The following is a 16,000-nucleotide window of genomic DNA, read 5'->3' as shown; positions in this document are numbered from 1 at the left end:
CGATGCTGGGGGCAGGCAGGTTCCTTGTTCGGATGTCTTCCTCAACCTCGGGCGGCCGGTGCGTTCCGGCCGCCCTTTTCCTGTCCGGACGAGTCGCGGGCATGAAAAAGGCCCGCCGGATGGGCGGGCCTCGGTCGCGCGCGATCGGGCTCGGGCGCTCTACAGGGTGTCGCCGCCGCGATGCGCCCAGCGGGTGGAGCGGTGCTCGATCAGCGAGAAGACGGCGTACATGGCGACGCCCATCGCCGCGATGACCAGCAGCCCGGCGAAGACCAGCGGCATGTTGAAGCGCGAGCTGGCCGACATCATCAGATAGCCGACGCCGAGGTTGGAGGCGACCGTCTCCGACATCACCGAGCCGACGAAGGCCAGCGTCACCGCCACCTTCAGCGAGGCGAAGAAGAAGGGCAGGGCGCGCGGGAAGCCGACCTTCAGCAAAATGTCCATCCGCGTCGCTCCCAGCGAGCGCAGCACGTCGCGCAGCTCCGGCTCCAGCGTGGCGAGGCCGGTGGCGACGTTGACCACGATGGGGAAGAAGCTGATGAGGAAGGCGGTGAGGATCGCCGGCACGGTGCCGATGCCGAACCACATCACCAGCACCGGCACCACCGCCACCTTGGGCACGCTGTTGAAGCCGATCAGCAGCGGGTTGGCCGCGCGGTAGACGGCGCGCGACGAGCCGACCGCGACCCCCAGCAGCACCCCGAAGGCGACGGCCAGCGCGAAGCCGGCCAGCGTCGTCAGCAGCGTCTGCAGGGCGTGCATCCAGATCGCGTCGCGGTAGGTCCAGGCGGCGGCGAAGCTGGCCGAGGGGGTGGGCAGCAGATAGTCGGGGATCGCGAACAGGCGGCAGACCAGCTCCCACACCAGGAACAGCCCGATGGCCGAGACCAGCGGCATCGCCTTGTCGAGGAACGCTTTGGCCTGCGGGGTCATGGCAAGGTCTCCTCGGCGGCGCGCACGGCGCTGATGTGGTCGCGCAGTTCGTGGACCAGATCGGTGAAGTCGCGGGTGAAGGTGGTTTCCAGGTTGCGCGGGCGCGGCAGATCGTTGGGGCGGACGTGGACGATGCGGCCCGGCCGCTTGCTCATCACGTAGATGGTGTCGGCCAGATAGGCGGCCTCGCGCAGGTCGTGGGTGACCAGGATCACGGTGAAGGGCCGCTTGGTCCAAAGGTTCTGGAGGATCGCCCACAGCTCCTCGCGGGTGAAGGCGTCGAGCGCGCCGAAGGGCTCGTCCAACATCAGCAGGTCGGGCTCGTGGATCAGCGCGCGGCACAGCGAGGTGCGCTGCTGCATGCCGCCCGAGAGCTGCCAGGGGAACTTGTCCTCGAAGCCGGCCAGACCGACGCTGGCCAGCATGGCGCGGGCGCGCTCCTCGTATTCGGCGCGGGCCTTGCGCAGGCGGTGGCGGTGCGGCTCGACGATCTCCATCGGCAGCATCACGTTGTCCAGCGTGGTGCGCCAGGGCAGCAGCGTCGGGTTCTGGAAGGCCATGCCGACGATCTTGAGCGGGCCGGTGACCTCCTGCCCGTTGACGATCACCGTGCCGGTCGAGGGCCGCATCAGCCCCGAGACCAGCTTGAGAAGCGAGGACTTGCCGCAGCCGCTGGGGCCGACGACGGCGATGAACTCGCCCTTGGCGATCTTCATGGTGGTTTCGGAAAGCGCCAGCGTGTCGCCGGCGCCGTAGCGCAACGTCACGCGGTCGAGATCCACAAAGGCGGTCATCCGTCCGTTTCCTCTGTTTTCAGTCAGGAGCCCCTCTCCCCTTGTGGGAGAGGGGTTGGGGTGAGGGGACGCAAGCTTTCCGCCTGCGGCGGAATACCCCTCATCCCAACCCTTCTCCCTCAAGGGGAGAAGGGCTTCAGTGCTAAGCCCTTACGGCGTCAGCTTGCGCTCGGCGGCGGAGGGCAGGAAGGAGGCGTCGAACACGTCGGATGCCGCCGGCGTCTTGGCGAAGCCGAAGGTCGCCGACACCTGCGCGATGGCCGCCTCCAGTCGGTCGGCGCGCACGCCGCCCATGCCGTCGGCCTTCACGTCCGGGGTCAGGACGCACATCTCCAGCGCCATCTTCAGGCGGTCGAGTTCCAGCGCGTCGTCGATCAGCGGGTCGCGCTTCTTGATCGCCTTGATGCCGTCCGCCGGGTTGGCGGCCACGTCGCGCCAGCCCTTCACCACCGCGCGCAGGAAGCCCTTCAGCGCCTCGGGGTTCTCCTTCATCAGCTTGGGCGACGGGATCAGGGCGTTGCCGTACAGGCTGACCCCGGCGTCGGCGAAGTTGAAGATCGTCAGGTCCTTCTCGGTCACGCCCAGCGCCCGCAGGTTCAGCAGGCTGGTGAAGTAGAAGCCGGAGATCGCCTGCACCTCGCCGCGCACCAGCATCGGCTCGCGCAGCGGCGGGTCCATGCTCTTCCAGGTCACCGAATCGGGGGCGACGCCGACGGCCTTGGCGTAGGCCGGGAACAGCTTGCGCGGGGCATCGAACACCGGAGCGCCCATCGTCTTGCCGGCGAGGTCGGCCGGTTTGGCGATGCCGCTCTTCTTCAGGGCGAACAGCGAGAAGGGCGGGATGTCGTAAACGATGAAGGCGGCCTTCATCGCCTTGTCTGGGTTCTTGTCGTTGAACTCCATCATCGAGTTGAAATCGGCCATGCCGATGTCGTAGGCGCCGCTGGCGACGCGGGTCACGGCGCCCGACGAGCCGTTGCCCGAATCGATGGTGACGTCCAGCCCCTCGGCCGCGAAATAGCCCTTGTCGGCGGCGACCAGGAAGGCGGCGGCGGGGCCTTCGAACTTCCAGTCCAGCGTGAACTTCACCGAGGTGGCGGCCAGGGCGCCGCCGGCGGTCATGGCGTTGCCGGCGGTCAGGGCGGCGGCGGCGAGGCCGGCGCCGGCCAGCATCGAACGGATCGTCTTGAACATCATGCTCTCACTCTCGCGGGTCTCAAGGGGGTATCGGAGGAGACGGTCTCCGGCGGGATGGGCGCCGGAGACCGCCCGAGCGGCCGGGACGGGCTTAGAAGTGGAGCTGCGCCTCGAAGATCGGCGCGCTTTCGATGGACCCCTGGACCTTGGTGTGGTCGTTGCCGAACTTGTTGTACCAGTACTGCCAGCCGAAGCCGGCCTTGAGGGTCTTCTCCTTCCCGAAGGCGGCGCCGACGTCCCACATCAGCTTGGGACGGACCAGGATCTCGGTCTTGGTCTCGCGGTTGAAGCCGTCCTTGCCCTTCGGGCCGACGATGTTGCCGAAGCCCTCGAAGTTGACCGGGACGCCGACGGTGCCGAGCGGGATGTTCCAGGCGGTGGCCAGGATCGGCGCCGCGTCGAACTCGACCTCTTTCCTGGTGATGCCGTTGTGGTTCCACTCCTTGCTGGCCAGCACGGCCACGGTCAGGAATCCGGGCACGTCGAAGGAGAAGGAGGGGCCGACCACCGGCAGAACCTTGCGCGAGGCGAAGGTGGTGTTCTTGGTGTTCAGGTCGACGCCGGCCTCGATGGCGATGTCCTTGATCGGGCCGAAGGCAAAGTTCTTGGTGCCGGTGACCTTGTTCAGGCTCAGGTCGTGGCGGTAGACCACATAGGCCTCGACCGCGCCGGTGTCGCCGCCGGACGCCGGGTCGGCGCGGTTGGACTTCAGGATGTCGACGTTGAGGAAGTTGCCGCCCAGCGAGTAGCCGTTCACATGGGTGAAGGCGACGATGTTCTTGGTGATCTGGCGCGCCTCGCCGTTGGAGCGGGTGACGGCCGGCTCGCGGAAGTTCGTGCCCAGGCGGTAGCTGACCGACGTGTCGCTCCAATCCAGCGCGGCGGCCGGTGACGCGGCGACGGCCAGACCGAGCGCGGCCAGGGAAAGCACGACCTTCTTCGACATTTCTTCATCTCCGTTGAGGGGGAGGGGCGGGAACCGCCTCCAAATCTGCGTTCGGAGCCCTAAAAGCACACGGCGTGCCAGGAGATTAAAATCGTTGTGCATCAATGATTTGTTCGTACCTGCCCTGGTCGGGGCGCCGAGGTTCTGTGCCTTTCGGCCTACCAGCGCCTGACCCGATGGCATATCCATACGGAATGTGCCTGTATTTTATGCTTCAGTTTTGTCGATGCGCCGTAACCATGATGTAACGCTCAGCGGTCCGACCCACAGAAACCCCATGGTTCCTGCGGCATTTGAGATTTTTTGATGTATCGTCCGATTGGGGGTGTAAGTCAGGAAGTTGTTGCACAAAATTTTTGCACAACAATGTTTGTGCTCAGATAGAAGGCCGATAAAAGACGAGGTGATTGTCTGAGGGGCTGAGGTCTGTACGCAAATAGGAAAGATAGGTTGTCTGAACTTTATTGATGGCACGACAAATTGTTTTTGAATTCTTTATGAATCGTCATGGGCGCAACACAGATTTCCGGTGTGCGGGCATGGATTCACTTCGGCGTCTCTGCTTTTTGCAAGAAGACGTCGTCCGACGCGCTGATCGGCGTCGGGGAACCAGTCGGGTTCCTGTGTGGTGAGGTGATAGTAACGCCGGACGGGGGCGCCGATTGTTCCAATCATTTTGAAACTGCTTCCAGAAACAGGCGCCCGCGTCTCCGGTCCCGAGGGCCAGACCGTCAATCGGTGCTGCCGCTGCCATAGGACCAGTCGCCGCCTCCGCCGGAACCGACCGACGCCTGGGGCGCGCCGCCGCTTGTGGACGGGGTTCCGGTCGAGCAACCAGCGAGCAGGGCAAGGGCGAAGAGGGGGATCATCACGACGCGCAGCATGGCGGCGCTCCTGTTGAATGTGGGTGTCCGTTCAACAGGAGTGCGCGCGGCCCGTTGCGCGGGGCCGCGCCTCACCTCGTCAGATTATGGCGGTGTGTCAGATTATGGCGGTGTCCGGGATGCGGCCGGTCAGCACCGCCCGCACGTTGTCGGCGATCATGTGGCCGGTGCGGATGCGGGCCTCGTCGGTGGTGGCGCCGATGTGCGGAGTCAGGATCAGGTTCGGCACGCCGTGGAACGGGTTGTCCGCCGGGAGCGGCTCCGTCGCGAAGACGTCGAGCAGCGCGCCGCCGACATGGCCACTCTTCAGCGCCGCCGCCAGCGCCACCTCGTCCACCACGCCGCCGCGCGCGACGTTGACGAGGATCGCGCCGGGCTTGAAGCGGGCGATCACCCCGGCGTTCACCATGGCGTGGGTGTCGGGGGTGAAGGGAAGATGCAGGCTGATGGCGTCGGACTCCTCCCACAACCGGTCGAACGAGACCTTGCGCACGCCCGTCTGCGCCCAGACCGGGTGGTCGTCCGGCAGGAAGGGATCGGCGGCGGTGACGGTCATGTCCAGCCCTTGGGCGCGGCGTGCGACGTGACGACCGATGCGGCCGAAGCCGACGATTCCCAGCGTCTTGCCCGACACCTCGCGCCCGATCAGCGTGCCGCGCGGCCAGCGGCCGGCCACCACCTCCGGAGTCGCGAAATAGGCGGTCCCGCGCACCAGCATCATCAACCCGGCGATGGCGAGCTCGGCGACCGACACCTCGTTGGCGCCGGTGGCCGGCAGCACGGCGATCCCGCGCTCCTGGCAGGCCGGAACGTCGATGTTGTCCAACCCGACGCCGAGCCGGCCGACCGCCTTCAGGTTGGGGAAGGCGTCGAAGAAGGCGCCGCGAATCTCCGTCTCGTTGCGGATGCAGATGGCGCGGGCGTCGCGGCCCAGCGCGTACAACTCGTCGAGCCGGCGGTAGAGCGTTTCGTCATAGAGCACGTCGAAATCGCGCCGCAGCTCGTCCACCGCGCTGGGCTGCATGAATTCGGAAACGATGATGTCGGGCATGGTCGGTCTCGGTCTCGGTCTTTGTCCGGTTCGGGCGGGGCGGCGGGGCCAGGATCACAGGGCGAGGCCGACGGCGTCCAGGTAGGGCTTCAGGTTCAGCAACTCGATGGTCGTCTCGCCGGCCTCCAGCTTGTGGCGGTACTGCTCCTCCGCCGCTTCGCGGGCCAGGGCCTTCTCGAGCGTGTCGGCGGCGAGATCCCGGGGCACCACCACCACGCCGTCGTCGTCGGCCACCACGATGTCGCCGGCCGAGACGATCACGCCGCCGCAGACGATGGTGGTGTTCACGTCGCCCTTGGCGTCGGTCTTGTTGGTGCCCTTCATGTTGGTGCCCCGGCAGAAGACCGGGAAGCCCATGTCGCGGATCGCCGCCGCGTCGCGCACGCAGCCGTCGATCACCAGCCCACCCAACCCGCGCGCCACCGCCGAGGCGGTCAGGATGTCGCCCCAGGGGCCGGCGTCGGTCATGCCTTTGAAGTCGACGACCAGAACGTCGCCCGGCTTGGCGAGCGCGACGGCGATGTGGATCATCAGGTTGTCGGTCGGGCCGCAGGACACGGTCAGCGCCGGTCCGCGCAGCCGCATGCCGGGGTAGAGCGGCTTGATCGGGTGGCCCATCGCCCCCTTCTTGCCCATCGCCTCGTGCAGGGTGGCGGGCGCCTGCGCGCCGAGCGCTTCGACCAGGGTGGCGGCGGGGCGGGAAAAGTCTTTGTGGACGGTCATGGTGGAAAAGCCTTTCGCAACGGGCGGCCCGTCCCAGGAAGCGGGACGGCCGGACGACCTGCGGCGGTGATGGCGGGCCGGGCGCACCCGTCATGCGCGCATCATCCGCCGAATGACGGCAAGTATTAGAATATGATGGATTGCCGTTTTATCGTCAAACGATGGTTTGCCCGCGTCAATTTCCCCTATGGAGAGGATTCGTCGTTCACGTTAAAATCACTGGAGCGTTTGAAATTCGATGAAAAGCAAGTCAGGCGTGTCGGAAACAACCCAGGCGAGGGCTTGGTTGTACGAAGCCTTCGGAAGGAGAAGCGTGCGATGGTCGGTTTGAGGTCGCGGGGCAAACAGCAACGGGCACGCGCGGGTGCGTTCGGGGTGGCCGGCCGGGGCGCGGCGCTTTGTCGTGGGTTGGGGCGTGGGTTGGGCGCGCTGGCGCTGGCCGCGCTGGTCGGCCTGACGGCGCCCCAGGCCCAGGCCGCCTATCCGGACAAGCCGATTTCCCTGATCGTCGGCTACGCGGCGGGCGGCGGGTCGGACTTCATCGTGCGCTCGCTGGCGCCCTTCATCGAGAAGGAGCTGGGCGGCACCGCGCGGGTCGTCGTGATGAACCGCCCAGGGGCCGGCGGGGAGATCGGCTTCGCCGCCATCGCCGACGCGGCGCCGGACGGCTACACGCTGGGCCTCATCAACTCGCCCAACGTCGTGACGATCCCGATCGAGCGGCACGCTCGCTTCTCGCTGGACCGGCTCGACCCGCTCTACAACCTGGTCGACGATCCGGGTTCCTTCGTGGTCCACAAGGACAGCCCGATGCGGACGCTGGCCGATGTCGCGGCCTACGCCAAGGCCAACCCGAACACGGTGACGGTCGGCACCACCGGCATCGGTTCCGACGACCACCTCGCCATGCTGATGTTCCAGCGCCTGACCCAGGTCCAGTTGACGCATGTGCCGTTTCCGGGCAGCGCCGACGCCCACCGCGCGCTGCTGGGCCGGCACATCCAGTTGAGTTCGATGAACATCGGCGAATCGCAGCGCGCCCGCGAAGGCGACCCGATCCGCATCCTGGGCGTGATGACCGACCAGCGCTGGGACCAGGCGCCCGACGTCCCGACCTTCAAGGAGCAGGGATTCGCGGTCAACATGGCCTCCCTGCGCGGTTTGGCCGCGCCGGTCGGCCTGCCCCCGGGGATCCGCGCCAAGCTGGTGGACGCCATCGCCAAGGCGGTCGAGCATCCGGAGTTCCGGCAGATCGCGACCCGCGCCTACCAACCGCTCCGCCTGCTGCCCCCCGACGCCTACGCCGTGGAGCTGAAGCGGATGGACGAGCAGTTCCGTGCCCTCTGGAAGGAAGCGCCGTGGCTGAAGTGACCGGGTGACGCGTCGCCGTGTCACCCGCCGGAACGGGCGCCGACCGATTGGCCGGCGCCCGAGTCGTTTCCGGTGCCGCTTACTTCAGCCAGGGGTTGGAGGCCCACAGCTCGCGCAGCGCGGCGGTGGCGGCGGTCAGCTCCGCCGTGTACTGCTCGGGCGGCAGCAGGCGGAGCGGCTGGAACAGCTCCTTGGCCTTGGCCTGGAAGCCGGGGGCGTTGGCGGCCTTGCCCAGCGCCTCGACCAGCTTGGCGCGCACCTCCGGCGGCAGCCCCTTGGGCGCCGCGATGCCGCGCAGCGACGACATCTGCGCCGCGAAGCCCTGCTCCTTGAAGGTCGCGGCGTCCGGGGCGTTCTCCGCCCGCTTCTCGGCCATCACGCCGAGCACGGTGATCGGGTCCTTCTGCTTGTACTGCAGCGCCTCGCCGATGTTGACCGAGCTGAGCATGATCTTCTTGCCGGCCAAGGCCGCCTCGTTGGCGGAAGAGCCCTGGAACGGCACATGGGTGAAGGTCACGCCGGCCTGGCGCTGGAACACCAGCATGGCGAGGTGATCGTCCGAGCCGATGCCGGTGGTGCCGACCGTCACCGTGTTCGGGTTGGCCTTGGCGAAGGTCACCACGTCGGCCAGCGTCTTGAACTGCCCCTCGGTGTTGGCGGCGAAGGCGCCGGGGTCGTCGACCAGATTGTAGAGCGGGTCGAGCCGGTCCAGCGAATAGCGCGCCTGACGCTCGATCGGGATCGCGGTGACGTTGGGCGAGTTGATCGAACCCAGCGTGTAGCCGTCCGGCGCGGCGTCGGCGATGGCGGCGAAGCCGATCTCGCCGCCGGCGCCGGGCTTGTTCACCACCTCGACTCGGGCGCCTTCGCCCAGTTCCTTCTCCAGGAACGGCGCCAGCGCGCGGACCAGCAGGTCGGTGCCGCCGCCGGCGCCGAACGCGACGATCAGCGTGATCGGCTTCTCCGGATAGGCGGCTTGGGCTTGCGGCGCCGTCAGGAACAGCGCACCCGCCGCCGCCATGGTCAGAGTGTTCCAGAATCTCATGATCTTCCCCTTCGATGATGCGCCGAGCGTGGCGTTGAGCGGGGCCGGCGCTTTGCGCGCCCGTTCCGTCCGTCCGGACCATCGGCGGTTCGCTGCCAGAACCGTGAGAAACCAAACGAAAAGAGGCTGAATTCGAGTTCAGCGACCTCTCTCCCCTTACATCATCAAGCATTAACCGGCAATGGGAACGCGCTTATTTCTTCCTGTCAGCGTCAATCAACCGCATAAGCGCGTCGGATTTCATAAATTTTTGAATGATATTTCAAGGTGATTGTTTGATCATGGTGTTCATAACTAAAATCATGATGACTCTTTTCTGGTAAACTCCTAGTTTTTGTTTGTGAAGCCTCAAGGCTTTGGCGTTCCAGCGGCACAACGGACAAAATAGAGAACAAGTTTTGAAAGGTGATGCGATTGACGCCGTGTCACCCCTTTCCATGAGGGCAAAAAGGAGAGAAAAATCCATGATTTCAACATTTTTATTGGCATCGCGGCTTGGAGATGTGAATAAAAAATCGACACACATCACAGATTTTTGACCTATGGGTTGTGCATCGAAGGTTCGGTCGATGTCTCTCTCGGCGCGCCGCTCAACATGATCTCATTGGGTTGTGTCTTGCGAAATCGACACCCGTACGGGCTGTGACTGTCTTCGACGCGGCCGCGATTCGATTCATCCCCGGACGGTTTCCCGTGCCGACAGCGGGCGTTGACAGGGCGGGGACGTGGCACTATGGTGCGCGCCTTCTATCGAGCCGCCGAGCGTTCAGGAATATCATCATGAAAATCGTCAACTCTCTCAAGTCGATGAAGACGCGCCACAAGGCCTGCCGCGTGATCCGCCGCAAGGGCCGTGTCTACGTCATCAACAAGCAGAACCCGCGTTTCAAGGCCCGTCAGGGCTGATCCGGCGGGGAGGTCGGGTTCACCCCTCGGCCTCTTTGCTTTCGGGTTTCTCGCAAGAGCCGCGCCTTCGGGTGCGGCTCTTGCGTTTTCAGGGTCATGCGGCACATCGCCTTGGTGCCGCCATCCCGTGTCGTCGTCTTGTGCCCGCGCGGTGGCGGATGGTACGTCTAGCGGACGAACCCCGAGCCATGGTCACCGCCAGGGAAGGACGCCCACGCCATGAAGATGCCTGTTCCGGACGGCGGCATCATCGCCCGCCGCCGCGCCATCGTCGATGCGCTGCGCGCCATCGTCCCCGGCGAGGGCGTGATCGTCGACGAGAACGAGCTGCGCGCCTACGAATGCGACGGGCTGACCGCCTACCGCCAGCTTCCCCTGGTCGCCGTGCTGCCCAGCACGGTGGAGCAGGTCAGCCAAATCCTGAAGACCTGCAAGGACATGGGCGTCAAGGTGGTGCCGCGCGGCGCCGGCACCTCGCTGTCCGGCGGGGCGTTGCCGCTGGCCGACGGCGTGCTGCTCGGGATGGGCAAGTTCAAGCGCATCCTCGACATCGACTACGCCAACCGCTGCGCCGTGGTGCAGCCGGGGGTGACCAACCTCGGCATCTCCAACGCCGTGGCGCACGAGGGCTTCTATTACGCCCCCGATCCGTCGAGCCAGATCGCCTGCACCATCGGCGGCAACATCGCCGAGAACTCCGGCGGGGTGCATTGCCTGAAATACGGGCTGACCACCAACAACGTGCTGGGGCTGGAGATGGTGCTGATCGACGGCACGGTCCTCCGGCTGGGCGGCAAGCACCTCGATCAGGGCGGCTACGACCTGATGGGGATCGTCACCGGGTCGGAGGGGCTGCTCGGCGTCGTCACCGAGGTGACGGTCCGCATCCTGAAAAAGCCGGCCACCGCGCGCGCCGTCCTGATCGGCTTTCCCTCCAGCGAGCAGGGGGGCGATTGCGTCGCGGCGATCATCGCGGCCGGCATCATTCCCGGCGGCATGGAGATGATGGACCGCCCGGCCATCCACGCCGCCGAGGCCTTCGTCCACGCCGGCTACCCGCTGGACGTCGAGGCGCTGCTGATCGTCGAGCTGGACGGCCCGGCCGCCGAGGTCGACCACCTGATCGAGCGGGTCGAGGCCATCGCCCGGAGCAAGGGCTGCGTCTCCGCGCGGGTGTCGACCACCGAGGAGGAGCGGCTGGCCTTCTGGGCCGGGCGCAAGGCGGCCTTCCCGGCGGTGGGGCGCATCAGCCCCGACTATTACTGCATGGACGGCACCATTCCGCGCAAGGCGCTGCCCCTCGTGCTGCAACGGATGCAGGAGATGTCGGCGCGCCACGGCCTGCGGGTCGCCAATGTCTTCCACGCCGGGGACGGCAACCTGCACCCGCTGATCCTCTACGATGCCAACAAGCCGGGCGAGCTGGAGACGGCGGAGGAATTCGGCAACGACATCCTGCGCCTGTGCGTCGAGGTTGGCGGCGTGCTGACCGGCGAGCACGGCGTCGGCGTCGAGAAGCGCGACCTGATGACCGACCAGTTCGACGCCGCCGACCTGGAGCAGCAGCAGCGGCTGAAATGCGCCTTCGACCCCGACGGGTTGCTGAACCCCGGCAAGGTCTTCCCGACGCTCCACCGCTGCGCCGAGCTTGGCCGGCTGCACGTCCACAAGGGGGAACTGCGCTTCCCCGACATCCCGCGCTTCTGAGGGGCCGACCGGCATGACCATCACCACGCTGAAGCCGGACACCGCCGCCCAGGCCGCCGAGGCGGTGCGCTGGGCGCTCTCCGCCGAAGAGCCGTTGGAGGTTCTGGGCAGCGGAAGCCGGCGGGGGCTGGGCCGCCCGGTTCAGGCGGGGCACGCGCTGGATCTGTCCGGCCTGTCCGGAGTGATCGCCTACGAGCCGGAGGAACTGGTGCTGACCGCGCTGGCCGGCACGCCGATGGACCTCATCCGGCCGATGCTGGCGGAGCGCGGGCAGCATCTGGCCTTCGAGCCGCCGGAATCACCCGAGGGGGGTGGCACGCTGGGTGGGCTGATCGCCTGCGGGCTGGCCGGGCCGCGCCGGATCTCGGCCGGGTCGGCGCGCGATCACGCGCTGGGCATCGCCGGGGTCAGCGGGCGTGGCGAGCTGTACAAGGGCGGCGGCAAGGTGGTGAAGAACGTCACCGGCTACGACCTGCCCAAGCTGATGGCCGGCTCCTTCGGCACGCTGACCGCGCTGACCGAGATCACGGTGAAGGTGCTGCCGGCGCCCGAGGACACCGCCACGCTGCTGCTGTTCGGGCTGGACGATCCGGGCGCGGTGGGCATGCTCGACCGCGCGCTGCGCAGCCCCTACGACGTGTCGGGGGCGGCGCATCTGCCGGCCGGCGTCGCGGCGCGCTCGGGCGTGGCGACGGTGGCCGGGGCGGGCGGGGCGGTGACCCTGGTGCGGGTCGAGGGCTTCGGCCCCTCGGTGACGGCGCGGGTGGCGCTGCTGCGCGAGGAGTTGCTGGCGGACGCGGTGTTGGGCCGCGACGAGTCGCTGGCGGTCTGGCGCGAGGTGAGGGATGGGGCGTGGTTCGGCGCTCCGGTTTCCGGCCCCCTCCCCAACCCTCCCCCGCCTGCGGCGGGAGAGGGGGCCGTGCCGGACACGCGCTTGGCTCCCTCTCCCGCGTCAGCGGGGGAGGGGTGGGGAGGGGGCAACCATCTCTGGAAACTCTCCGTCCCGCCAGCCTCTGGCCCCGGCGTTCTCGCAACGATTCAACGGACCCTGGCCGTCGAAGCCTTCTTCGATTGGGGCGGCGGCCTGATCTGGTTGACGGCGCCGCCGGACTCCGCCGCCACGATCCGCGCCGCCGTCGGCGCGAACGGCCACGCCACGATGGTCCGCGCGCCGGACGCCGTGCGCGCGGTGACCGAGGTGTTCCAGCCGTTGCCCGACCCGCTGATGGCGCTGACCCGCCGCGTCAAGGCCAGCTTCGATCCGAAGGGCATTCTCAACCCCGGCCGCATGCACGCGGGCGTGTGAGGGACCATGCAGACGAATTTCTCGCTCGCCCAACTGGCCGATTCCGCGACCCGCGAATCGGAAGCGATCCTGCGCAAATGCGTGCATTGCGGCTTCTGCACCGCGACCTGCCCGACCTACACCATCCTGGGCGACGAGCTGGATTCCCCGCGCGGCCGCATCTACCAGATCAAGGACATGCTGGAGAAGGGCGGACCGCCGCCCGAATCGACGGTCAAGCACATCGACCGCTGCCTGTCCTGCCTGTCCTGCATGACGACCTGCCCGTCGGGCGTCCATTACATGCATCTGGTCGATCACGCCCGCGCCCACATCGAAGCGACCCACAGCCGCCCGCCCGCCGACCGCGCGGTGCGCGAATTCGTGGCCCGCGTGCTGCCGAACCCGACCCTGCTGCGGCTGGCGCTGCGCGGCGCGCCGCTCGGCCGGCGTTTCCGCGCGCTGCTGCCCAAGCGGCTGGACGCCATGCTGGCGCTGAGCCCCTCCCATGTGCCGGCGCCGAGCCCCACCGAGCGGCCGGGAGTCCACCCGGCGCAAGGGCCTAGGCGCAAGCGGGTCGCCCTGCTGATCGGCTGCGCGCAGCGGGTGCTGGCGCCGCAGATCAACGAGGCGACCATCCGCCTGCTGACCCGCCACGGCGTCGAGGTGGTGGTCGCCAAGGGGGCCGAGTGCTGCGGCGCGCTGACGCACCACATGGGCAAGGAGTCCCTCGCCCACGCCTCGGCCAAGGCGGCCATCGACGCCTGGACCCGCGAGATCGAGGGCGCCGGGCTGGACGCCATCGTCGTCAACGCGTCGGGCTGCGGCACCGGCGTGAAGGATTACGGCTTCCTGTTCCGCGAGGATCCCGCCTACGCCGCCAAGGCCGCGGCGGTGGCCGGGCTGGCGCGCGACGTGACCGAGCTGCTGGACGAGATCGGGCTGTCCGCCCCGGTGGTCGAAACGGGGCAGGCCATCGCCTACCACTCCGCTTGCTCTCTTCAGCATGGCCAGAAGATCAAGGAACCGCCGCGCGCCCTGCTGCGCGCCGCCGGCTTCGCGGTGCGGGAGATCCCCGACGGGCATCTCTGCTGCGGCTCGGCCGGCACCTACAACCTGCTGCAACCGGAGCTGGCCGGGGAACTGCGTGCCCGCAAGGTCGCGGCCATCGAAAGCACGCGGGCCGACGCGGTGGCGGCGGGCAACCTCGGCTGCATCACCCAGATCGCCGGTGGCGTCGAAGGCGGCGCGGGGCTGCCGGTTCTCCACACGGTGGAACTGCTGGACTGGGCCACCGGCGGTCCCAAGCCCGCGACGCTGGCCGGCCGCGCCGCCTTTGGCCCTCCGGGCTGAGGCGGGCCGGAGGGCGGGCGGGGCAGGGGGATTTTGCGCCGCCACAAATCTGTGTTTATCTGCGTGCATCTGTGTCAGAAAATCGCCCCCTCTGTCCCCCTGAACGCCCGCCGGAACGGAATCCCCTGAATGAGCGCCGCCTACGGAATCACGCACCGCCTGTCGGCCTGGGGTGTCCATGTCTTCACGGCGAGCGGGGCGGTGCTGGGCCTGCTGGGCCTGCTGGCCGCGGCGGCGGGGGACGCGAAGCTGTGCCTGGCCTGGCTCGGCGTGGCTTTGGTGGTGGACGGGGTGGACGGCACGCTGGCGCGCCGCGCCTCGGTCAAGCAGGTGCTGCCGGGCATCGACGGGTCGGTGCTGGACCTCGTCATCGACTACCTGACCTACGTCGTCGTGCCGGCGGTGTTCATGCACCGCTTCGGCCTGCTGCCCGAGGGGCTGGTCAGCATCGCGCTGGCGGCCTGGGTGCTGCTGACCTCGCTCTACTGCTTCGCCAACGTGCAGATGAAGAGCGGCGACAATTATTTCGTCGGCTTCCCGGCGATCTGGAACGTGGTGGCGCTGTATCTCTGGCTGCTCGGGCTCGATCCGTGGATCAACGCGGCGGTCGTGGTCGCCCTGGGGCTGCTGACCTTCACCACGGCGAAGTTCCTCCACCCGTTCCGGGTCAAGGCGCTGATGGCGCTGAACATCGCGGTCACCACGGTGTGGCTGCTGTGCTGCGTGGCGCTGGTGATCCTGTCGCCGGACCGGCCGGGCTGGCTGTTCGGGCTGTGGTTGGCCACCTCGGCCTATTACGCGGGCGTCTGCGCGTGGCGCACGGCGCGCGGTCCCTGACCGGAACCTTGGGCTCCGGGAACCTCGGGCTGGGATGAATCGTTGGGGTCGGGCAGCTTCGCCCACTTCGCCAAGGACATCCCGCTTGGCCGACCTTTTCACCAAGCCCGTGCCCACCGCCATCGACGCACCCGAGTCGCGCCGAGACCGCGAAACGGCGCGCCGCCGATGAGCGCGCACCCGATCCGCATCGGCGTCGCCGGCTGGGGCATTCCGAAGCTGTCCGCCTCCGCTTTCCCCATGGACGGCTCCCATCTGGAGCGCACCGCCCGCGTGCTGCCGATGACCGAGGTGAACAGCAGCTTCTACCGGCCGCACAAGCCGGAGACCTGGGCGCGCTGGGCCGCCTCGACCCCGCCGGGCTTCCGCTTCGCGGTGAAGATTCCCAAGGCGATCACCCATGACGGGCGGCTGGCCGGGGCGGAGGCTCCGCTCGACCGCTTCCTCGACGAGGCCGGGCGGCTGGGCGACCGGCTGGGGCCGCTTCTGGTGCAGCTTCCGCCCAGCCTGGGCTTCGACCCGGCGGTGGCGGGGGCGTTCTTCGCGGCGCTGCGCGAGCGGTTCGATGGCGACGTGGTGTGCGAGCCGCGCCACGCCGGCTGGTTCGGCGCCGAGGCGACCGCCCTGATGGTCGAGCATCGGGTCGCGCGGGTCGCCGCCGATCCGGCCCCGGTGGCGGGGGCGGAGGAGCCGGGCGGCTGGGAGGGCTTGCGCTATTGGCGGCTGCACGGCTCGCCGGTGATGTACCGTTCCGCCTACGAGTCGGCGGTGCTCGACGCGCTGGCGGAACGTCTGCGGGCCGAGGCGCGGGACCGCCCGGTGTGGTGCGTCTTCGACAACACCGCCGATTTCCATGCGGTGGACGACGCGCTGGCGATGCTGCGGCGGGTGGGGGCGGCCCTGTAGGTCCCGGCTTCCGATTGCCCCCACCCCGCCTCCCCCGCCCAGCGGGGGAGGGCCGGGGT

Annotated in this window: 15 protein-coding genes; 7 read left to right on the top strand and 8 right to left on the bottom strand. The window is 68.0% G+C overall.

Annotated features, from left to right (window positions below; all coding sequences use genetic code 11):
- Positions 1 to 159: 159 nt before the first annotated feature.
- The 7 genes from EJ913_RS23905 to EJ913_RS23880 all read right to left on the bottom strand — a co-directional run bounded on the left by EJ913_RS23905 (position 160) and on the right by EJ913_RS23880 (position 6,531).
- Positions 160 to 936, bottom strand: a complete 777-nt coding sequence (locus EJ913_RS23905) for an ABC transporter permease (protein ID WP_127002629.1) — start codon at positions 934 to 936, stop codon at positions 160 to 162.
- Positions 933 to 1,730 carry an ABC transporter ATP-binding protein gene (locus EJ913_RS23900; RefSeq protein ID WP_127002627.1) on the bottom strand — a complete coding sequence of 266 codons (798 nt, stop codon included), beginning with the start codon at positions 1,728 to 1,730 and terminating at the stop codon, positions 933 to 935. The genes EJ913_RS23905 and EJ913_RS23900 overlap by 4 nt, the downstream gene beginning before the upstream one ends.
- A 150-nt stretch (positions 1,731 to 1,880) precedes the next feature.
- A complete protein-coding gene (locus EJ913_RS23895) occupies positions 1,881 to 2,927 on the bottom strand; it encodes an ABC transporter substrate-binding protein (protein ID WP_127002625.1) in 1,047 nt (348 codons plus the stop codon).
- 91 nt (positions 2,928 to 3,018) lie between these two features.
- Positions 3,019 to 3,873 carry a hypothetical protein gene (locus EJ913_RS23890; protein ID WP_127002623.1) on the bottom strand — a complete coding sequence of 285 codons (855 nt, stop codon included), beginning with the start codon at positions 3,871 to 3,873 and terminating at the stop codon, positions 3,019 to 3,021.
- A 731-nt stretch (positions 3,874 to 4,604) separates the two neighbouring features.
- Positions 4,605 to 4,757, bottom strand: coding sequence for a hypothetical protein (locus EJ913_RS31840; RefSeq protein WP_185909911.1), 153 nt, complete (start codon positions 4,755 to 4,757; stop codon positions 4,605 to 4,607).
- Between the two features lie 97 nt (positions 4,758 to 4,854).
- Positions 4,855 to 5,808: a hydroxyacid dehydrogenase gene (locus EJ913_RS23885; protein ID WP_127002621.1), complete on the bottom strand. Its 954-nt coding sequence runs from the start codon at positions 5,806 to 5,808 to the stop codon at positions 4,855 to 4,857.
- A gap of 54 nt (positions 5,809 to 5,862) precedes the next feature.
- On the bottom strand, positions 5,863 to 6,531 hold the full coding sequence (locus EJ913_RS23880) for a 4-carboxy-4-hydroxy-2-oxoadipate aldolase/oxaloacetate decarboxylase (RefSeq protein ID WP_127002619.1): 669 nt from the start codon (positions 6,529 to 6,531) through the stop codon (positions 5,863 to 5,865).
- Positions 6,532 to 6,849: 318 nt separating this feature from the next.
- Between EJ913_RS23880 and EJ913_RS23875 the strand changes: the two genes are divergently transcribed.
- Positions 6,850 to 7,902 (top strand): tripartite tricarboxylate transporter substrate binding protein, encoded by a 1,053-nt coding sequence (locus EJ913_RS23875; RefSeq protein ID WP_127002617.1) that lies wholly within the window; start codon positions 6,850 to 6,852, stop codon positions 7,900 to 7,902.
- A gap of 79 nt (positions 7,903 to 7,981) precedes the next feature.
- Here EJ913_RS23875 and EJ913_RS23870 read toward each other — a convergent pair whose 3' ends face one another.
- On the bottom strand, positions 7,982 to 8,947 hold the full coding sequence (locus EJ913_RS23870) for a tripartite tricarboxylate transporter substrate binding protein (protein ID WP_127002615.1): 966 nt from the start codon (positions 8,945 to 8,947) through the stop codon (positions 7,982 to 7,984).
- Positions 8,948 to 9,727: 780 nt separating this feature from the next.
- Between EJ913_RS23870 and ykgO the strand changes: the two genes are divergently transcribed.
- The 6 genes from ykgO (at position 9,728) to EJ913_RS23840 (ending at position 15,941) form a co-directional block, all read left to right on the top strand.
- A complete protein-coding gene (gene ykgO, locus EJ913_RS23865) occupies positions 9,728 to 9,853 on the top strand; it encodes a type B 50S ribosomal protein L36 (protein ID WP_012973122.1) in 126 nt (41 codons plus the stop codon).
- Between the two features lie 219 nt (positions 9,854 to 10,072).
- A complete protein-coding gene (locus EJ913_RS23860) occupies positions 10,073 to 11,560 on the top strand; it encodes an FAD-linked oxidase C-terminal domain-containing protein (protein ID WP_127002613.1) in 1,488 nt (495 codons plus the stop codon).
- A 13-nt stretch (positions 11,561 to 11,573) separates the two neighbouring features.
- A complete protein-coding gene (locus EJ913_RS23855; protein ID WP_127002611.1) occupies positions 11,574 to 12,866 on the top strand; it encodes an FAD-binding protein in 1,293 nt (430 codons plus the stop codon).
- Between the two features lie 6 nt (positions 12,867 to 12,872).
- On the top strand, positions 12,873 to 14,198 hold the full coding sequence (gene glcF, locus EJ913_RS23850; protein ID WP_127002609.1) for a glycolate oxidase subunit GlcF: 1,326 nt from the start codon (positions 12,873 to 12,875) through the stop codon (positions 14,196 to 14,198).
- Positions 14,199 to 14,327: 129 nt separating this feature from the next.
- Positions 14,328 to 15,035 carry a phosphatidylcholine synthase gene (gene pcsA / locus EJ913_RS23845; protein WP_127002607.1) on the top strand — a complete coding sequence of 236 codons (708 nt, stop codon included), beginning with the start codon at positions 14,328 to 14,330 and terminating at the stop codon, positions 15,033 to 15,035.
- A 168-nt stretch (positions 15,036 to 15,203) separates the two neighbouring features.
- Positions 15,204 to 15,941 carry a DUF72 domain-containing protein gene (locus EJ913_RS23840; protein ID WP_127002605.1) on the top strand — a complete coding sequence of 246 codons (738 nt, stop codon included), beginning with the start codon at positions 15,204 to 15,206 and terminating at the stop codon, positions 15,939 to 15,941.
- Positions 15,942 to 16,000 lie beyond the last annotated feature (59 nt).

Source organism: Azospirillum doebereinerae (genome assembly GCF_003989665.1).
GTDB lineage: Bacteria > Pseudomonadota > Alphaproteobacteria > Azospirillales > Azospirillaceae > Azospirillum > Azospirillum doebereinerae.
This window is presented reverse-complemented; position numbering and strand designations above follow the sequence as displayed.

Bases quoted from the DNA above. Each gene is read 5' to 3' on its own strand.
- EJ913_RS23905 (WP_127002629.1), bottom strand. From the start codon at position 936: ATGACCCCGCAGGCCAAAGCGTTCCTCGACAAGGCGATGCCGCTGGTC.
- EJ913_RS23900 (WP_127002627.1), bottom strand. From the start codon at position 1,730: ATGACCGCCTTTGTGGATCTCGACCGCGTGACGTTGCGCTACGGCGCC.
- EJ913_RS23895 (WP_127002625.1), bottom strand. From the start codon at position 2,927: ATGATGTTCAAGACGATCCGTTCGATGCTGGCCGGCGCCGGCCTCGCC.
- EJ913_RS23890 (WP_127002623.1), bottom strand. From the start codon at position 3,873: ATGTCGAAGAAGGTCGTGCTTTCCCTGGCCGCGCTCGGTCTGGCCGTC.
- EJ913_RS31840 (WP_185909911.1), bottom strand. From the start codon at position 4,757: ATGCTGCGCGTCGTGATGATCCCCCTCTTCGCCCTTGCCCTGCTCGCT.
- EJ913_RS23885 (WP_127002621.1), bottom strand. From the start codon at position 5,808: ATGCCCGACATCATCGTTTCCGAATTCATGCAGCCCAGCGCGGTGGAC.
- EJ913_RS23880 (WP_127002619.1), bottom strand. From the start codon at position 6,531: ATGACCGTCCACAAAGACTTTTCCCGCCCCGCCGCCACCCTGGTCGAA.
- EJ913_RS23875 (WP_127002617.1), top strand. From the start codon at position 6,850: ATGGTCGGTTTGAGGTCGCGGGGCAAACAGCAACGGGCACGCGCGGGT.
- EJ913_RS23870 (WP_127002615.1), bottom strand. From the start codon at position 8,947: ATGAGATTCTGGAACACTCTGACCATGGCGGCGGCGGGTGCGCTGTTC.
- ykgO (WP_012973122.1), top strand. From the start codon at position 9,728: ATGAAAATCGTCAACTCTCTCAAGTCGATGAAGACGCGCCACAAGGCC.
- EJ913_RS23860 (WP_127002613.1), top strand. From the start codon at position 10,073: ATGAAGATGCCTGTTCCGGACGGCGGCATCATCGCCCGCCGCCGCGCC.
- EJ913_RS23855 (WP_127002611.1), top strand. From the start codon at position 11,574: ATGACCATCACCACGCTGAAGCCGGACACCGCCGCCCAGGCCGCCGAG.
- glcF (WP_127002609.1), top strand. From the start codon at position 12,873: ATGCAGACGAATTTCTCGCTCGCCCAACTGGCCGATTCCGCGACCCGC.
- pcsA (WP_127002607.1), top strand. From the start codon at position 14,328: ATGAGCGCCGCCTACGGAATCACGCACCGCCTGTCGGCCTGGGGTGTC.
- EJ913_RS23840 (WP_127002605.1), top strand. From the start codon at position 15,204: ATGAGCGCGCACCCGATCCGCATCGGCGTCGCCGGCTGGGGCATTCCG.